This is a genomic window from Burkholderia sp. 22PA0099, assembly GCF_047497165.1.
Taxonomy (GTDB): domain Bacteria; phylum Pseudomonadota; class Gammaproteobacteria; order Burkholderiales; family Burkholderiaceae; genus Burkholderia.
Genome location: NZ_CP163164.1, coordinates 2,029,656 through 2,046,636, shown reverse-complemented (window position 1 = coordinate 2,046,636; position 16,981 = coordinate 2,029,656). Strand labels below are relative to the sequence as shown.

Genomic DNA, 16,981 nt, shown 5'->3' with positions numbered 1-16,981 from the left:
ACTGCGGCTTCCCGGACGTCATGCCGCAAGGCGCGAACTAGCTTCGTGCCCCCCGCGGCGGGCTTCCGAGGCCCTTCCGCCCGCTGTACTTCCCGGCCGTCTTCCGTCATTGATCTGCTTCACCGGCGCGCTCCGCTCGTTGCGGTTGTCGCGCCACCGCCACGCATGCATCGTCACGATGCCGCAGTGGCACCGACGGCCCGTCGTTTCGCCGATTCATCGACCACCGACAAGTCCTGGCGCACACCATGCCCACCAGGCCAAGACCCATGATCCAACACACCGATCGTCACGGTAGCCGTCCGTTCAACGACGTGCTCGGCTTCACCTTCCGTCACTGGCGCCGCCAACCGGCGCGCACCCTCGCCGTCGTCGGCTGCGCGATGCTGTCCGCGCTCGGCGACGTGCTCACCCCGATGTTCGCCGGCCACCTGGTGGACGCGGTCACGCTCGGCCTGCACGACCGCGCCGCGGCCTGGAACGCGGCGCTGCACGCGTTCGGCGTGCTGCTGGCGCTCGGCGTGACCGTCACGGTGCTGCACCAGGCGATGTACATGAACGTCATCACGCTGACGCTGCGCATGATGAGCGAGATCTCGGCCGGCGCGTTCCATCGCGTGCAGCGCTTCTCGACCGACTGGCATGCGAACAGCTTCGCCGGCTCGACCGTGCGCAAGATCACGCGCGGCATGTGGGCGCTCGACATGCTCAACGACACGCTGCTGCTGGCATTGCTGCCGTCGGTCATGATGCTCGGCGGCGCGACGCTGCTGCTCGGCTGGCATTGGCCCGTGATGGGGCTGGTGGTGGGCACGGGCTCGGTGCTGTACATCGCGGTCACGGTGGCGCTGTCGCTCGGCCTGATCGCGCCGGCCGCGCGGCTCGGCAACTTCTGGGACACGCGGCTGGGCGGCGCGCTGGCCGATTCGATCAGTTGCAACCCGGTGGTCAAGGCGTTCGGCGCGGAAACGCGCGAGGAAGCGCGGATCGGCCGCGTGATCGGCAAATGGCGGCAGCGCACGCGCCGCACCTGGGTGCGCGGCACGCTCAGCGGCGGCGTGCAGGGCGCGATGCTGGTGCTGATGCAGGCGGCGATCCTCGGCGCGGCGCTGTGGCTGTGGTCGCAAAATCGCGCGAGCGTCGGCGACATCGTGTTCGCGCTGACCATGTTCTTCATGCTGCAGGGCTACCTGCGCGACATCGGCATGCATATCCGCAACCTGCAGCGCTCGGTCAACGACATGGAAGAACTGGTCGCGCTCGAGCGCCAGCCGCTCGGCATCGAGGATGCGCCCGGCGCGCGGCCGATCGCGATCGGCAAGGGCGAGATCCGCTTCGATCATGTGACGTTCCGCTACGGGCCGCGCCAGGCGCCGCTCTACTCGGATTTTTCGCTGCGCATCGCGCCGGGCGAGCGGATCGGCCTGGTCGGCCATTCGGGCTCGGGCAAGACCTCGTTCATCAAGCTGATCCAGCGGCTCTACGACATCGAGGGCGGCCGCATCCTGATCGACGGGCAGGACATCGCGCAGGTCACGCAGCAATCGCTGCGCAGCCATATCGCGATCGTGCAGCAGGAGCCGGTGCTGTTCCACCGCTCGCTGGCCGACAACATCGCCTATGCGCGGCCCGGCGCGAGCCGCGAGGAGATCGTGCGCGCGGCCATGCAGGCCAGCGCGCACGGCTTCATCAGCGAGCTGCCGGAAGGCTATGACACGCTGGTGGGCGAGCGCGGCGTGAAGCTCTCGGGCGGCGAACGGCAGCGCGTGGCGATCGCGCGCGCGTTCCTGGCCGACGCGCCGATCCTGATCCTCGACGAGGCCACCTCGAGCCTCGACAGCGAAAGCGAGCTGCTGATCCAGCAGGCGATGGAACGGCTGATGGTGGGCCGCACCACGCTGGTGGTGGCGCATCGGTTGTCCACGGTGCGCGCGCTCGACCGCCTGCTGGTGCTCGAACGCGGCCGGGTGATCGAGGAAGGCGATCACGACGCGCTGATCCGGCTCGAAGGCGGGGTTTACCGGCGGCTGTTCGAGCGGCAGGCGCTGGAACTCGCGAAGGGGCTGATCGAGCAGACGGGCGGTTACGGCATCGAGGCGCTCGATTCGCTCGATGCGGCCGATTCCGCCGGCAAGGCCGACGCGCAGCGGGCCGACGACACGAGCCGACTGCAAGGCACGGCGTTCGGCACGTCGTAAGCATCGGGGCGGCGGACGCGATCCGCCGCCCCGCTTTTTCTGGCGCGGGAGCGCCGTCGTGCACATGGCCGATATTTCGCGATTCGGCTTTCAATTGTCTTGCCGTAACGAGGCGGCAATGCATCGGTCAAAACAATAATCAAATTTGCACATTTCAACGACAATAATGCACGCATTTTACGCAAGGCTTTGCCATTAGCTTGCCATTCAGTTTCATCTCGCTTTCGACTTTATAAATATCCCGAAAATAATGCCAAACCCTTGCCCGGGTTCGACAGCGCATTGGCTATCGGGCGCCGGATCTCCTAAAATTTTATCGATGCGCGCGCAAGTCATGCGTCGCAAGGACGATACGATGCCACGTAAATCCAATTTGATTTGCGCTGCGCTATACCCAGCGGCGCAGATAATCCACATAATCACGGAACTCGCCGATTCGCAATCAAATGCCTTCAAAATGCCTACACGCGAATCGATTGCCGTTAACACTGCATTCAAAAGACAAGGTCATTACCGGTGAAAGACGTGATGCACGCCGACCGACCCAGCGCCATCCCGCCGTTCCGCTTCCGACACCTGTGGTTCGGCCCGCAGGGGCTGCGTGCGGGCTGGGCCGCGCTGCTGTATGCCGCGATCGTCGCCGTGCTGATGCTCGGCGTGGATGGCGCCGCGCGCGGCCTCGACCTGCCGTTCCGGATGGAAGGCGAGCTGACCGCCGGCCAGCAATTCGCGTTCGAGCTGGCGATGTGCGCGGCCGTGCTGATCGCCACCCGCGTGATGAGCCGCATCGACCGCCGCTCGTGGCTCGATGTCGGCCTGCGCGCACCCCAGCGGCTGCGGCACCTGTTGCTCGGCGGCGCCTGCGGGCTGGTCGCCGTGGCCATCATCATGACGCTGCTGGCCTCGACCGGTGGCGCCACGCTCGTCTATTCGGGCATGAGCCCGCTGGCCGCGCTCGAAGCCGGGCTGGTGTGGGCGCTGGCGTTCGCCGTGGTGGCCGTGGCCGAGGAACTGGCGTTCCGCGGTTATCTGTTCTTCCGTCTCGCGCGCGGCCTGCATCCGTCGGCCGCCGCCGTGCTGACCTCGGTCGCGTTCGGGCTGTCGCACATGTTCAATCACGGCGAGAACATGGCCGGGATCGTGCCGGTGGTGATCTACGGGTTCGTGGCCTGCCTCGCGATCTGGCGCACCGGCTCGCTGTGGTGGGCGTTCGGCATGCACGCCGGCTGGGATTGGTCCGAATCGTTCCTGTTCGGCGCGCCCACCAGCGGCCTGCTCCCGAACGTCAGCCTGTTCGAGAGCCATGCGATCGGCCCGGTGTGGTGGAGCGGCGGCACGGTCGGGCCGGAAGGCAGCGTGCTGGTGTTTCCGGCGCTCGGCGCGCTCGCGTGGGTGGCGTGGCGCGTGCTGCCGGGCACGGGTGAAGAGGCGGCGGCTCGGCGCGTGGGGTGATTCGTTGATGAACATCGGCCGCCCCGCCTCCCCCCGCCCGCTCACCCCTTCCCGCCCGCCTCGGGCTTCGCGCTCGCGCGCTGCAACGCCAGATCGGCCAACCGCCCGCCCGCACTGAGCCACGGATGCTTGGCGTGGCCGATCCGCTGCGCGCGATAGATACCCGTGTGCCCCGAGAACAGATACGCCACCACGCAGGCTAGCGCCGCGAACACGCCGATCGGCGCGCCGAACAATTCGACCGCCATGATCGTCGAGGCGATCGGCGTATTGGCCGCGCCCGCGAACACCGCGACGAAGCCGAGCCCCGCCAGCACCGGCAACGGCAGGGCCAGCAGATGCGACAGCGCGTTGCCGAGCGTCGCGCCGATATAGAACAGTGGCGTGACCTCGCCGCCCTTGAAGCCCGACGCCAGCGTCACCACCGTGAACGCGAACTTGCCGGCGAAATCCTGCACCGGCAGCGGCCCGCGAAACGCGGCCTCGATGGTCGGGATGCCGAGGCCGAGATACTGCGGCACGGCCAGCCCCACGCCGGCCAGCGCGACGATCGCGCCGCCCAGCACCGGCCGCAGCGGGCCGTACGGAATCCAGCGCTTGAAGCGCGCGCCGAGCGCGTGCGTCGCATCGGCGAACAGCATGCCGACCACGCCGAACGCGATGCCGGCGACGATCGCCGAAGCCGCCGTCGCGATGCCGACGGCCGGCACGAACGGCACCGGATACACCGGATGACGAATCCCCCACAGATGGCACACGGCATCGGCCACCACCGCCGCCGCGAGGCACGGGAACAGCGCGTCGTAGCGCAAGCGGCCGATCGCCAGCACCTCCAGCCCGAACACCGCGCCCGCCAGCGGCGTGCCGAACACCGACGAGAAGCCCGCCGCGATCCCCGCCATCAGCAGGATGCGCCGCGTGTCGGCGTCCACCCGCAGCACGCGCGCGACGCGATCGGCCAGCGCGCCGCCCATCTGCACGGCGGTGCCTTCGCGCCCCGCCGAGCCGCCGAACAGATGCGTGACGACGGTGGCGAGCATCACCAGCGGCGCCATGCGGGTGGGCACCGCGCGGGCCGGATCGTGGATCTCGTCGATCAACAGGTTATTGCCGGCCTCGACGCTGCTGCCGATGCGCAGGTAGATCCAGCCGGTCACGAAGCCGGCGGCCGGCAGCAGCCAGATGAGCCAGGGATGCGCGAGCCGGGTGCCGGTGGCGAGATCGAGCAGGGCGAGGAACAACGCGGATGCGCTGCCCGCGAGCCCGCCAACGAGGGCCGACAGCGCGATCCAGCGGCCGAGCGCGCGCAACATGGCGAACTGCTCGACGGATTCGAATGCTTTCATGGGGTTCAGGTTCGACAGGACATCAAACCCGGGCGACAGGACGCCGCTTGTGCTCAAGACGGCCTACGACCTCCTGTACCCAGGAATCCGCAGGCATCATCAGCCGGCTGACCGGCGGTTGGGAACGGAGGCATGCCATCTCCGGCAAGCGCAGATTCTACGCGAGCCGACTTTCGGAATGCTTACCTTCGCGACCCGATTCGGCATGCATGGCCACCTCCGCGCCAATCAAAACGGCCCCGCCTCGCAAACCATCGCGAGGCGGGGCCGTTTCGTTACTGCGGAACGACGCGGATGCGTCAGTGCAGATTCGTGTGCTTGCGGATCGCGTCGGCGGTTTGACCCGCCTTTTCCTGCAACTTGCCTTCGGTCTTTTCGGCGACGCCTTCCGCTTCGGTCCTGCGATCGCCCGTCACCTTGCCGAGCGCTTCCTTCACCGAGCCCTTGACCTGCTTGAGCTTGCCGTCGATGCGATTCTTGTCCATGGTTGCCTCCTTGAGGGAATCATCGGAACCGGCGCGCTGCCGTGGCCGCGCGCCGGGAACCCCCATCTTCGCGGCTGCCGCGCCGCCCCGGCAGGTGCAGATGGGCCAGGGCCGCTAGTGCATTCGTACCGGCCCGGCCGAGACGAATCGTCAGCCGAAACCCGGCCGAAACGGCCCCACACTCAGGCCGCAGGCCGCTTGCGGGCCGCGCGGCCGGCCCGGGCCGAAGCCACCGAACCGCCCGGCGTCGCCGCCCCCGACGCATCGAGCGCACCGGCTGCCGGAGCCGGCTCGGCCGCGCCGACGATGCCGCGCTCGCGCGCCCACACGATCGCCTCGCCGCGACTGTGCACATCGAGCTTGTTGTAGATGGTCGAGACGTGATTGCGCACCGTGTTCGGCGCGAGCCCGAGCCGGTTCGCGATCTCCTTGTCGGGCAGCCCGTGGCACAGCAGGTCGAACACGTCGCGCTCGCGCGAGGTCAGATCGGACAACTGCCCGCCCGCGTCGGGCGCCTTGGCGCGGCGCACGTTGGCGAGCTTTTCGATCAGCGTGCGGCTGAACCACGACGCATCCTGCATGGCCGTCTCGATCGCCTGGATCAGCTCCATCTCGGTACGCTTGCGATCGCTGATGTCGAGCAGCGCGAGCAGCAGGCAATCCTGCGCGTGGATCGCCACGGCGTCGGCCGACACCACGCAGTCGCGCACGTCGCCGTCCTGGGTCGACACGCGCACGTCGTGCATGCGCACCATGCCGTCGCGCGCCAGCGCATCGGCGATCTCGCGCTGCGCGCCCGGCTCGGCCCACAGGCCCAGCTCGTCGGCCGAACGGCCCAGCAGGTCGGCCTGCGCGTGGCCCGTCATCGCCACGAACGCGTCGTTGCAGTCGAGCAGCTCGAAGCGCCCGGCGGTCAGCATCGCCATCGCCACCGGCGCCATCCGGAACGCCTTGGCGAAGCGCTCCTCGCTCTCGCGCAGCGCGATCTCGGCCAGCTTGCGCGGCTGCAGATCGGTGAACGTGAACAGCATGCAGGCGTCCTCGCCCATGTCGATCGGCTGGCCCGCCACGATCACCGCGTGGTCGCCGCCGTCGGCGCGCCGCAGCAGCGCCTCCATCGGCGGGATCGTCATGCCGTCGCCGAGCCGCTCGATCGCCAGCTCGCGGCGCTCGGCGCGGTCGAACACGTCGAGTTCGTAGACCGAGCGGCCGATCACGTCGTCGAGCGGGTGGCCGATCATGTCGAGAAAGCCCTGGTTGACCTTCACGTAGCGGAAATCGCTGAGGCGGCAGATCGCGGCGGGCGCGGGATTGGCGTTGAAGGTGCGCTCGAAACGCTGCTCGGCGCTGGCCCATTCGGTCGCGTCGTGCAGCACCAGCGCGAGGCAATCGGGCTCGCCGGCCGCGTTGGTCAGCACCAGGCTGCGGATTCGATGCACCCAGCGCAGCGAATCGTCGGCGGCCGATTCGACCTCGACCGTCACGTCGCTGAACTGCTCGCCGCTGATCACGCGATCGATCGGATACTGGCCCTGGCGCACCGGATCGTGATTGGTGTCGCGCAGCCGGAAGCGCTCGCGGTACTCGGTCACGTCCGCGCCCAGCTCGGCCAGCGTGGCCACGCCGTGCATCGCGAGCGCGGCCTCGTTGGCCCACACGATGCGTTGATCCGGCTCGACCAGGATCACGCCCTCGGTCAGGCCGGCGATGATCTGGTGCAACTGGCGGCGGTCGGTGTGCGTCTTCAGCGCCTGCTCGTCGGCAGGCGCGGGGCGCGGCTCGTTGGCGGCTTCGTTCATCGGGTCGGGTTCCGTTCGTGCGCCGCGGCGGCCGGCTGCGCCGACCCGATCGGCGGCGCGCGGCGGCTTCCGTGCGGCTGAAAAAGGCGGGGCGATGCGGATCTGCTCCGCATCGCCCCGTTCGTGCTTTCTGACCATCGCGCGGCGGCCCGGTTCGCGAAATCCGGTTCGAATTCGTAACCGAATCTGTTGCCGGCCGCCGCGCGGTTGTTGCGTGGCGCTGTTGCCTCGCTCCGACGTTCGCCGCGTCAGCGGTCCTGCCGGGCGCCCGTCAAGGCGCGCGCGCCGCGCGGCAACTGCATCGCGATCCGCTCGGCAATCCGATCGAGCGGCAGGATCGCGGTGGCCGCGTCGATCGCGGCCGCCGCCTTCGGCATGCCGTAGACAGCGCTGGTGGCCGCGTCCTGCGCGATCGTGTAGAAGCCCTTGCTGCGCATCGCCTTGAGGCCGAGCGCGCCGTCGCGGCCCATGCCGGTCAGCAGCACGCCGATCGCATCGGCGCGCCAGTGGTCCACCACGCTCTGGAAGAACACGTCGACCGACGGCCGGTAAGGCGTTTCGGCCGGATGCGGCGTGTAATCGAGCAGGCCGCGCGCGGTCAGGTGCAGGTGATCGTTGGTGGCGGCCAGCAGCACCTCGCCGCGCTGCGGTGCGCAGCCCTGCCGGGCGATCCGCACCGGCAGCGCCGTGTAGCCGTCGAGCCATTCGGCCATGCCGATCGCGAACGCCTGGTCGACGTGCTGGACGATCACCACCGCGGCCGGGAAATCGACCGGCAACGGCTTGAGCAGCGCGGCCAGCGCGGTCGGCCCGCCCGCCGAGGCGCCGATCGCCACCAGCGGCGTGGCCCCCGACGCTGGCGCCATCACGCCCACCGGCGCCGGCACCGGCCCGCGCGTGGCGAGCAGCCGGCCGATCTGGTCGATCTTGGCCAGCAACGGCTGCGACGCGTCGGCCAGCATGCCCTGCGCGAGCGTGGGCGTATCGACCGCGTCGAGCGCACCCGCGCCCATCGCCTCGTAGATGCTGGCCTTGTTGGCGTCCACGCTGGCCGTCACGATCAGGATCGCGCACGGCGAGCGCGCCATGATCTGGCGCGTCGCCTCCACACCATCGAGACGCGGCATCACCAGATCCATCAGGATCAGATCGGGCGGGTTCGCCCCGCAGAAATCGACCGCCTGCTCGCCATCGGCGGCCACCCACAGCACGCGGTGGTCGGGCCGGTGCGAGACGGCGCGGCGCAGCGCCGCCACCGCGAGGGGCAGATCATTGACGATTCCGATTTTCATGAGGCGGCGTCTCCAATCAGATCGTGCACGGCATCGAGCAGCACCTCGTCGTGGAAGCTGCCTTTCGCCAGATAATAATCCGCGCCGGCATCGAGGCCGCGCCGGCGGTCCTCGTCGCGATCCTTGTACGACACGATCATGACCGGCACCCCCTTCAACGCCGGGTCGCGCTTGATCAGCGTGACCAGCTCGATGCCGTCCATGCGCGGCATGTCGATGTCGGTCACCACCAGGTCGAAGCTCTCGCCGCGGATCGCGTTCCAGCCGTCCATGCCGTCCACCGCGATGGTCACGGCGTAGCCGCGCTTCTCCAGCAGCTTGCGTTCGAGTTCGCGCACCGTCAGCGAATCGTCCACCACCAGCACGTGCTTGCGGCGCTGCGCGAGCGTGTGCGCGGCATCGCGGCGGATCTTGGTGAGCTGGCCGCCGCGAATCAGCTTGTCGATCGAGCGCACCAGGTCTTCCACGTCGACGATCAGCACCGGATCGCCGTTCTCCAGCAGCGCGCCGGCCGCGATGTTGCGGATCTTCTGCAGGCGCGGATCGAGCGGCTGCACCACCAGCATGCGTTCGCCGAGGAAGCGGTCGACCGCCACGCCGTAGGTTTCCGGCTCGTTGCCGATCACCACCACCGCCGTGCGCGAACTCGCCGCGTCGGGCTCGCCGGCATCGAACAACTGATGCGCGGTGACCAGCCCCACGCGCCGCCCGTCGAGCGCGAAATGCTGCTGCCCTTCGAGCACGTCGATGCCGTTGCGTTCGAGTTCGAGCGCGCGCCGCACGTGCACCAGCGGGAACGCATACGGCTCGCCGCCGACCTCGACCAGCAGGCTGCGGATCACCGACAGCGTCAGCGGCAGTTGCAGCACCATCCGCATGCCCTGCCCCGGCTCGTTGAAGATCCGCACCGCGCCGCGCACGCGCTTGACCATCTCGTGCACGGCGTCGAGGCCCACGCCGCGCCCCGACACGTCGGTCACCTGCTCGCGCATCGAGAAGCCGGGCAGCAACAGGAATTCGAGCACCTCGGCGTCCGACAGGCGCGCGGCGGTGGCCTCGTCGGTCAGCCGCTGCCGCACGATCGCGGCGCGCACAGCGGTCAGATCGGCGCCGGGGCCGTCGTCGGACACGCTGACCAGCAGCGAGCCGGCGCTGTGGCGCGCCTCCAGCGTGACGCTGGCCTCGGCCGGCTTGCCGCGCGCGAGGCGCACCTCGGGGGTTTCCACGCCGTGGTCGAGCGCGTTGCGCAGCAGGTGGCCGAGCGGCGCGTCGAGCATGTCGAGGATGTCGCGGTCCACCTGGGTCGATTCGCCGACGATCGAAAAGCGCACGCGCTTGCCGAGCGAGCGCGCCAGATCGCGCACCACGCGCGGGTAGGCGCGCGTGGCATCGCCGAACGGCCGCATCCGGCATTGCAGCGCCTCGTCGTAGAGCTGCTCGGCGATATGCGAGCTGCGCCGCTCGAAGCGGTCGAGATCGTCGATGCGCGCGGCGAACGCGCGTTGCAGATCGTTCAGCATCTGCCGGACTTCGTTGATCGCGGCCTCGTGGTTCGGGTCGAGATCGTCCGCCAGTTTGTCGTAGAGCGAATCGAGCGCGCGCGCCGCGTCGTGTTGCGAGCGACGGATGCGCAGCATCGAATCGGCGAACGGCTTGAGCCAGCGCGATTCCACCAGCGATTCGCCCGACAGGCTCAACAGCCGGTTCAGGCTGTCGGCACGCACGCGCCGCATCTGGCCGGCGTCACCGGTGTCGTACGGCTCGGGCGTGGACGGCTCGGGGAGCGGCTCGGACGGTGCGATGGAGGCCGCAGCCGGCACCGGTTCGCTCAAGCGCAACTGCGCGGCGAGATCGGGCGGCACCGACGATTCGAACGGCGGCTCCGAGGCATACAGGCCGCCGTGCTCGCCGAGGCCGCGCGGCGCATCGGGCACGAGCGGCGCGTCGAGCCGCAATTGCGCGGCCAGGTCGGGCGGCACCGACGAGGTGTACGGATCGAGCGGTTCGCTGAAATCGAACGGCCCGCCCGGCAGCACGGACGGCACCGGCGGCGGCGCCGGCGCAAACGACGCACCACCCGCCTCATCGGCATTGGCCAGCGCCACGGCGAACGTATCGATCTCGGCCGGCGTGACCGATGCCGCCGTGCGCGGATCGCCGACCCGCACCAGCAGATCGACGCCCATCAGCAGCGCATCGATATGGCTCGCGCCGAGCACGCGCTCGCCGCGCTGCGCGCCGACGAAGCAATCCTCCATGCGCCCGGCGATCTCCACGCCCTGCGGCACGCCGACGATACGCGCCGCGCCCTTCAGCGAATGCGCGGCGCGCATGCAGGCCTCGAACGCGGCCGCGTCCTGCGCACCGTGTTCGAGCGCGAGCAACTGGCGCGACAGCGCCTCGGTCTGGTTCTCGCTTTCCTCGCGATAGAGGTCGAGCAGCGATTGCCGGCTCAGATCGTCGTCTTGACTCATCGCAGGCTCCGCAACAGCGTATCGAACAGGCGGTCTTCGTCGAGCAGACCGATCATGCTGCCGCGCCAGGCGAACATCGCGCTGGTGAGCGCGACGCCCGCCCGCGAAACGGTGGCCGGCGGCGGCGTGCGCTCGGCCGCGCTGAAACGCAGCACGCCCTCCACTTCGTCGACCGGGAACACCACCGGCTCGCCGCGATGCGCCACCACCAGCATCCGCGTGAACGTGGAGCGCACGGTGTCGACGGCACGCGGTGCGGCGGAGGCATCGAGTTCGAGCAGCCGGGCCAGCGAGACGGCAATGCGCAGCGTGCCGCGCACGTTGACGATGCCGAGCACGGCGCGGCTGCGCCGGTCGGGCAGCGAATGCACCGGGCGGTCGTCGACGATCTGCCGGACCACCGGCGTGGGCAACGCCAGCCATTCGTCGCCAACCCGGAACGCCAGCACCGACTGCTGGGCGTCGCCCTCGGGCCGGGCCTGCCGCGACGGCGCGGCGGCATCGCGCCGCGCGGCCTGGGCCAGCTCGTCGCGAGACAGCGGGCGATCGAGCAGACGCGCGGCGTTGCGCGCGTAGACGGGGCAATTCAGGCAGCGCCCGACTTCGGCCAATCGTTCGCAGGACTGATCACCGCGCACGCCGATGCGGTTCCAGCAATCGTCGAACGCCCCCGCCGGGTGCGTCGAATCAACGGCGTCGTGCATGCGCGCGTCCTCCCGGTTGGGCGTGGCCGGCCGCTTGCGCGTCGGCACGGCGTGCGCGTTCCTTCAGCCAGCGCGCGCCGTCGTGATCGCCGGCGATGTCGAGCAGCGTCGCGAGATGCGTGAGCGCCTCGCGGTGGGTGGGCGCCAGATAGAGCGCCTTGCGGTAATGCTCGGCGGCGCTCGGCCGCCCCTGCGCGTCGTCGATCAGGCCGAGCAGGTAATAGGCGTCCGCGCTCGGGCCGGCGGCGCGCAACACGTCGAGCACGGCGCGTTCGGCGGCGGCGAAATTGCCGGCATCGGCCAGGGCGCGCGCGGCGTCGAGCGGGTCGGCGGCGGGGGTGGTAACCGCACGGGAAGCGGTGGCGGCAAAAGCGGGCGCGGCAGGGACGGCCGGGCGCGGCGCAGAGGTTGCGCCGGCCGGCGTGGGCCGGTTGGCGGCACCGAGGCCTGCGCTCGCACCGCCAGCGGGCGCCAGCCCCGGCCGGCCGATCACACCGGCGGCACCCGACGCGAACGCCGTGCCGATCGCGGTGCCCGATTGACCCGATGGGCTCGATGGGCTCGATTGGCCCGTCTGACTCGCCGCGCGCTCTGGCTGCGCGCGCCGCCAGAGCGCGGTCGCGTCGCCGGCCGGCTTGCCGGCCACGCCGATGCGCCCGGCGCCGGCAACCGGCGCGGACGGCGACGGCCGGTCAACCAAACCGCCCGACAGCAACGACAAACCCTCGCTCTCCCGCGCACGCCGAAACGCGAACGCGAGCGGAATCCGGGCCGAACTCATGGCCTGGCGCATCACCACGCCGGTTTCGGCCGGGCCGACGAACAGCAGGCCGTCGTCGGCCAGGCGCGCGTCGAGCGCACGCATCGCGCGCTCCTGCGAACTGCGGTCGAAATAGATCAGCACGTTGCGGCAAAAAATGAAGTCGTAGCACGTGTCGCCAAGGCTGCCCGGTTCGAGCAGGTTGGCGCGGCGGAACTGCACGCAGGCGCGAATCCGCTCGTCGAGCCGCCAGCCGTCGGCGATCGACTCGAAATGGCGTGCGCGGAATTCGAGCGCGTGGCCGCGAAACGAGTTGCGGCCATATTCGCCACGCCGCGCATGGGCGATCGCGCGGGCGCTGATGTCGAGCGCGTCGATCCGCAGCCGGGCCGGCTCGATGCCGGCATCGATCAGCGCCATCGCCGCCGAATACGGCTCCTCGCCGGTCGAGCACGGCGCGCTCAACACGCGCACCGGCTGAAGCGGCTCGGCGCGCAAGCGTTCGAGCGCCTGCGCGGCCAGCGTCACGAACGCCTCGCGCTCACGGAAGAACCAGGTTTCGGGCACCACGCACTGCTCGATCAGCGCGCGCTGCTCCTCGGCCGAGCCGATCAGCAGGCTCCAGTAGGCGTCGAGATCGGCGTCCGACAGGTTGCGCGCGCGCTGCGCCACCAGCAACGCATCGGTTTGCGCGCCGCCGAGCATCACGCCGATCCGTTCGGCCAGCGCGCGCGCGACGAAATCGGCGCCGAGCGAATCGGGATCGATGCCCGTCTCGCGCAGCAGCCACGCGTGGAAACGCAATTCGAGTTCGTTGATCATGCGCGTTCTCCGGGCACGCCATGCCACGGCGCATCCTCGCCGGCGTGCGCGGCAGCCGCGAACAGCAGCGCGCGCGCCTCGGCGCCGAGCAGGTGCCGCACCGCGACCCACTGCACCACGCCGTCGGCATGGTCGATCACCGGGCCGAGCCAGCGCGCGTGCGGGGTATCGATGCCGCCGTCGCGGAACGCCGCCCGCTCGAAGCGCAGGGTTTGCGTGGCGTGCTCGACGAGCAGCCCGAGCAGGCGCTCGCCCTCGGCCGCAGCGGGCTCGGCATCGCCGTCGAGCGGCATGCGCACGCGCACCACCACCAGCCGCGTCGAGCGCAGTTGCGCGGCCGGCCGGCCGAGCGCGAGCTGCGACACGTCGATCACCGGCAGCGGCTCGCCACGATGGATCAGCACCCCGGCCACCCAGGCCGGCGCGCCCGGAATCGCCTTGGTTTCGGCGAGCGGCAGCACTTCGGCGACGTCGTTGACGTCGAGCGCGTAGCGCGCGCCATCGAGTTCGAACAGCAGGAACAGCATCGCGTGGCGGGCCTCGGCGCTCACGCCTCGACCTTGAAGCGCGACACGCTGGTGCGCAGGCCGCTGGCCACGAGCGTCAGGTCGTCGATCGCCTGCGACGACTGGCGCAGCGATTCGGCCGTCTGCTGCGCGGCCTCGGACAGTTGCGACAGCGCCTGCGTGATCTGCTCGGCGCCGCTCGCCTGGGTCTGCATGCCCTCGTTGACGAGCACGAAGCGCGGCGCGAGCGTCTGCACCTCGTTGATGATCTGCGAGAGCTGCGAGCCGACCTGCTGCACGTCGAGCATGCCGCGCCGCACTTCCTCGGAGAATTTGTCCATGCCCATCACGCCGGCCGACACCGCCGACTGGATTTCCTTGACGGTCTGCTCGATGTCGTAGGTGGCCACGGCGGTCTGATCGGCGAGGCGGCGGATTTCGGTGGCGACCACCGCGAAGCCGCGGCCGTATTCGCCGGCCTTCTCGGCCTCGATCGCCGCGTTCAGCGACAGCAGGTTGGTCTGATCGGCGACCTTGGTGATGGTGGCCACCACCTGGTTGATGTTGAGCGCCTTCTCGTTGAGGATCGCCAGCTTGGCGTTCACCGAACCGGCCGCGTCCATCACGCTGCGCATGGTTTCGCCCATCTGCGTGAGGCCGGCCTGGCTCATGCCCGCCAGCGAGGCCGATTGCTCGGCAACCGACGACACTTCGTTCATCGTGTGCAGCAGATCGCGCGAAGTGGCGAAGATCTCGCGCGAGGTCGCGCCGATCTCGGTGGTGGTGGCCGCCGTTTCGTTGGCGGTGGCCTGCTGTTCGCGCGAAGTGGCGGCGATCTCGGCCACCGAGGTGGTGACCTGCAGCGACGATTTCTGCGCCTGCGAGACCAGCGTGGTCAGTTCGTCGGCCATCCGGTTGAAGCCCGTCTCGATCATGCCGAACTCGTCGCCGCGGCGCAGGTTCAGGCGCTGGGTCAGGTCGCCCGTGCGCATCACGTCGTGCACGCCCACCAGTTCGAACATCGGCCGCATCACGGCGCGGTACAGCAGCCAGCCGAGCAGCAGCGAGGTGAGCAGCACGATCGTCACCACCGTCGCCAGCGTGACCTGGGTGCTGAACACCGATTCGCGAATCAGTTGCGCCGAGCGGTCGGCGAACGAGCGGTTCTCGGTCACCAGCACGTTGGCGCTGCGAATCACGTCCTCCCACACCGGCGTGACGCGCCCGTAGGCGGCCACCGCGTCGGCGTGCGAGCCGCCGCGCGCCTTCTGCACGGAATCGGCCAGCAACGGCAGGTAGCGCTCGTACACCGCGCGGAACGCGCCGAAGCGGGCGCGGTCGTCCTCGCGGTAGGTCGATTTCTGGTATTCCAGCGACAGCTTCTCGAACGATTCCAGCATGCCCGGAATGCGGTCGAGATCGCGATAGGCGGTTGCCGTATCGGGATCGACGAAGATCGCACGCTGCATCGCCGTGTACGACTCGTTCGCGGCGGCGCGCAGCGAGGTGGCCAGGTACACGCCCGGCAGCGAATCGCGTTCGATGTTGATCGTCTCTTCGTCGATCAGACGCAGCTTCGTATAGGAGAAGCCCGCCATGATCAGCATCAGCACGAACAGCACGCCGAAACTGAGCAGGATCCGATTGCCGAGCGTGATCCGCGAGCCGGCGGACGGGGAGGAAGTCTCGGTGCTTGCGCGGGGCGACACGTTGGCCATGTTTTCGATGTGGGTTGTCAGCAGATACGTTCAGGAGCCGGCGCGGCGCGGGCGGCCCGATGGCGGCCGCCGCGCCGGGGCGGCGCGAGCCAGCACGAGTGTACTGTCTTTATCGCCCGTGAAACAGCCCGGACCGGCCCGCCGTGGTGGCGGCGCAGCGCCTGACGGGGCGGGCGGTTCGAAGAAGGGGGCAGATGATTGCGGGGGACAACGAAGGATGGGCGACGGCCCGGAAGGCGACGCCCGAACGCGGCCCGGGTCGGGCGGGTCGGGCCGCCACGTCAGGACGCCGGGCGCACCTTCGGCAACGCCAGCCCGGTCATGAAACCGCGCGGCGTGTAGCGCATCAGGATCTCGCCGCGATGCTTGGTGGCGGTGGCGCGCACGAACGCCAGGCCGAGCCCGAAGCCGCCGCGCTGGGTGCCCGGCCCGCGCGTGAGCCGCACGAACGATTCGGTCGCGCTCGCGCGCAACTCGGGCGCGATGCCCTCGCCTTCGTCTTCCACGCCCACCAGCCAGGCGTCGCCGTCATCGGCGATCAGGCAGCGCACTTCCGCGCCGGGCGGGCCGTACTTGAGCGCGTTGTCGATCAGGTTGGCCACGGCGCGCGTCAGCATCATCCGGTCGCCGATGCACAGGCATTCGATCTCGGGCACGTTGGCGCTGATCCGGCTGCCGGTGTTGCCGGCCTTTTCCCAGAGCTGGTCGGCCGCATCGAGCAGCACCTCGTTGAGGCTGACGATTTCGGTCAGCAACTTGCCCGACTGCGCGCGGGTGAGCTGGATGAAGCCGTCGGCCAGCGCCAGCGCGCGGCGTGCGTGCATCTCGATGCGCTCGAACAGCAGCGGCACCTCGCCATGCGTGGCACGGTAGGTGTCGAGCAGCGAGAGGATCGAGCTTTGCGGCGCGCGCATGTCGTGCGACAGGAAATCGAGCACCTCGTCGCGCTGGCGCAGCATGCGGTAGGAATTCGAGTGGTAGCGAATGCGCGCGATCAGTTCGATCGGGTCGGGCAGCTTGACGAGGTAATCGTTGGCGCCGGCGAGGAACGATTCGCGCTTGGCCACCGGATCGTCGTTGATCGACAGCACGATGATCGGCACCTGCGCCGTGGCCGTATCGGAGCGCCAGGCCCGCACCAGGTCCAGCCCGTCGGTATCGGGCATCACCAGATCCTGCAGGATTACGGTCGGCCGCACCGCGCGGGCCACCTCGAGCGCCGCGTGCGCGTCGACGCAGACATGCAGCGCGATGTCCGTTTCGGCAGCCAGCAGGCGGCGCATCACCTCGCCGACGAACGCCTGATCGTCGACGAGCAGCACCGAAATACCCGGCTCCTGCGACTCGTCGTGGTGCGTATCTGTTGTTCCGTTCATTGCATCCCGTGTGCCGTCACATCCCGCCCGGAGAAACCACTACGGCGCG

At 69.6% G+C, this 16,981-nt stretch carries 12 protein-coding genes and 1 riboswitch; of the genes, 2 read left to right on the top strand and 10 right to left on the bottom strand.

The window, feature by feature from the left end:
• Window positions 1-269 precede the first annotated feature (269 nt).
• Both AB4851_RS09105 and AB4851_RS09100 read left to right on the top strand, forming a co-directional pair.
• Window positions 270-2,198, top strand: a complete 1,929-nt coding sequence (locus AB4851_RS09105; RefSeq protein WP_414446914.1) for an ABC transporter ATP-binding protein — start codon at window positions 270-272, stop codon at window positions 2,196-2,198.
• A 516-nt stretch (window positions 2,199-2,714) separates the two neighbouring features.
• Window positions 2,715-3,650, top strand: coding sequence for a lysostaphin resistance A-like protein (locus AB4851_RS09100; protein ID WP_414446913.1), 936 nt, complete (start codon window positions 2,715-2,717; stop codon window positions 3,648-3,650).
• A gap of 41 nt (window positions 3,651-3,691) precedes the next feature.
• On the opposite strand, the gene AB4851_RS09095 is transcribed toward AB4851_RS09100, so the two are convergent.
• The 10 genes from AB4851_RS09095 to AB4851_RS09050 form a co-directional block, all read right to left on the bottom strand.
• The gene (locus AB4851_RS09095) at window positions 3,692-4,996 is read right to left on the bottom strand and encodes a chloride channel protein (protein WP_414446912.1); all 1,305 of its coding nucleotides are present in this window, start codon (window positions 4,994-4,996) and stop codon (window positions 3,692-3,694) included.
• An 83-nt stretch (window positions 4,997-5,079) separates the two neighbouring features.
• Window positions 5,080-5,148, bottom strand: a riboswitch (Fluoride riboswitch).
• A gap of 147 nt (window positions 5,149-5,295) precedes the next feature.
• Window positions 5,296-5,481, bottom strand: coding sequence for a CsbD family protein (locus AB4851_RS09090; protein WP_414439913.1), 186 nt, complete (start codon window positions 5,479-5,481; stop codon window positions 5,296-5,298).
• Window positions 5,482-5,663: 182 nt separating this feature from the next.
• A complete protein-coding gene (locus tag AB4851_RS09085; RefSeq protein WP_414446911.1) occupies window positions 5,664-7,280 on the bottom strand; it encodes a PAS domain S-box protein in 1,617 nt (538 codons plus the stop codon).
• Window positions 7,281-7,528: 248 nt separating this feature from the next.
• Window positions 7,529-8,572: a chemotaxis response regulator protein-glutamate methylesterase gene (locus AB4851_RS09080; RefSeq protein ID WP_414446910.1), complete on the bottom strand. Its 1,044-nt coding sequence runs from the start codon at window positions 8,570-8,572 to the stop codon at window positions 7,529-7,531.
• The gene (locus tag AB4851_RS09075) at window positions 8,569-11,046 is read right to left on the bottom strand and encodes a hybrid sensor histidine kinase/response regulator (protein WP_414446909.1); all 2,478 of its coding nucleotides are present in this window, start codon (window positions 11,044-11,046) and stop codon (window positions 8,569-8,571) included. The genes AB4851_RS09080 and AB4851_RS09075 overlap by 4 nt, the downstream gene beginning before the upstream one ends.
• Window positions 11,043-11,750, bottom strand: a complete 708-nt coding sequence (locus AB4851_RS09070; RefSeq protein WP_414446908.1) for a chemotaxis protein CheW — start codon at window positions 11,748-11,750, stop codon at window positions 11,043-11,045. Before AB4851_RS09070 ends, AB4851_RS09075 begins: the two co-directional genes overlap by 4 nt.
• Window positions 11,734-13,332, bottom strand: a complete 1,599-nt coding sequence (locus AB4851_RS09065) for a CheR family methyltransferase (protein ID WP_414446907.1) — start codon at window positions 13,330-13,332, stop codon at window positions 11,734-11,736. Before AB4851_RS09065 ends, AB4851_RS09070 begins: the two co-directional genes overlap by 17 nt.
• Window positions 13,329-13,859 carry a chemotaxis protein CheW gene (locus AB4851_RS09060; protein ID WP_414449157.1) on the bottom strand — a complete coding sequence of 177 codons (531 nt, stop codon included), beginning with the start codon at window positions 13,857-13,859 and terminating at the stop codon, window positions 13,329-13,331. The genes AB4851_RS09065 and AB4851_RS09060 overlap by 4 nt, the downstream gene beginning before the upstream one ends.
• Before the next feature lie 20 nt (window positions 13,860-13,879).
• Complete coding sequence (locus tag AB4851_RS09055) at window positions 13,880-15,556, bottom strand: methyl-accepting chemotaxis protein (RefSeq protein ID WP_414446906.1); 1,677 nt, start codon at window positions 15,554-15,556, stop codon at window positions 13,880-13,882.
• 281 nt (window positions 15,557-15,837) lie between these two features.
• Window positions 15,838-16,932: a response regulator gene (locus AB4851_RS09050; RefSeq protein ID WP_414446905.1), complete on the bottom strand. Its 1,095-nt coding sequence runs from the start codon at window positions 16,930-16,932 to the stop codon at window positions 15,838-15,840.
• Window positions 16,933-16,981 lie beyond the last annotated feature (49 nt).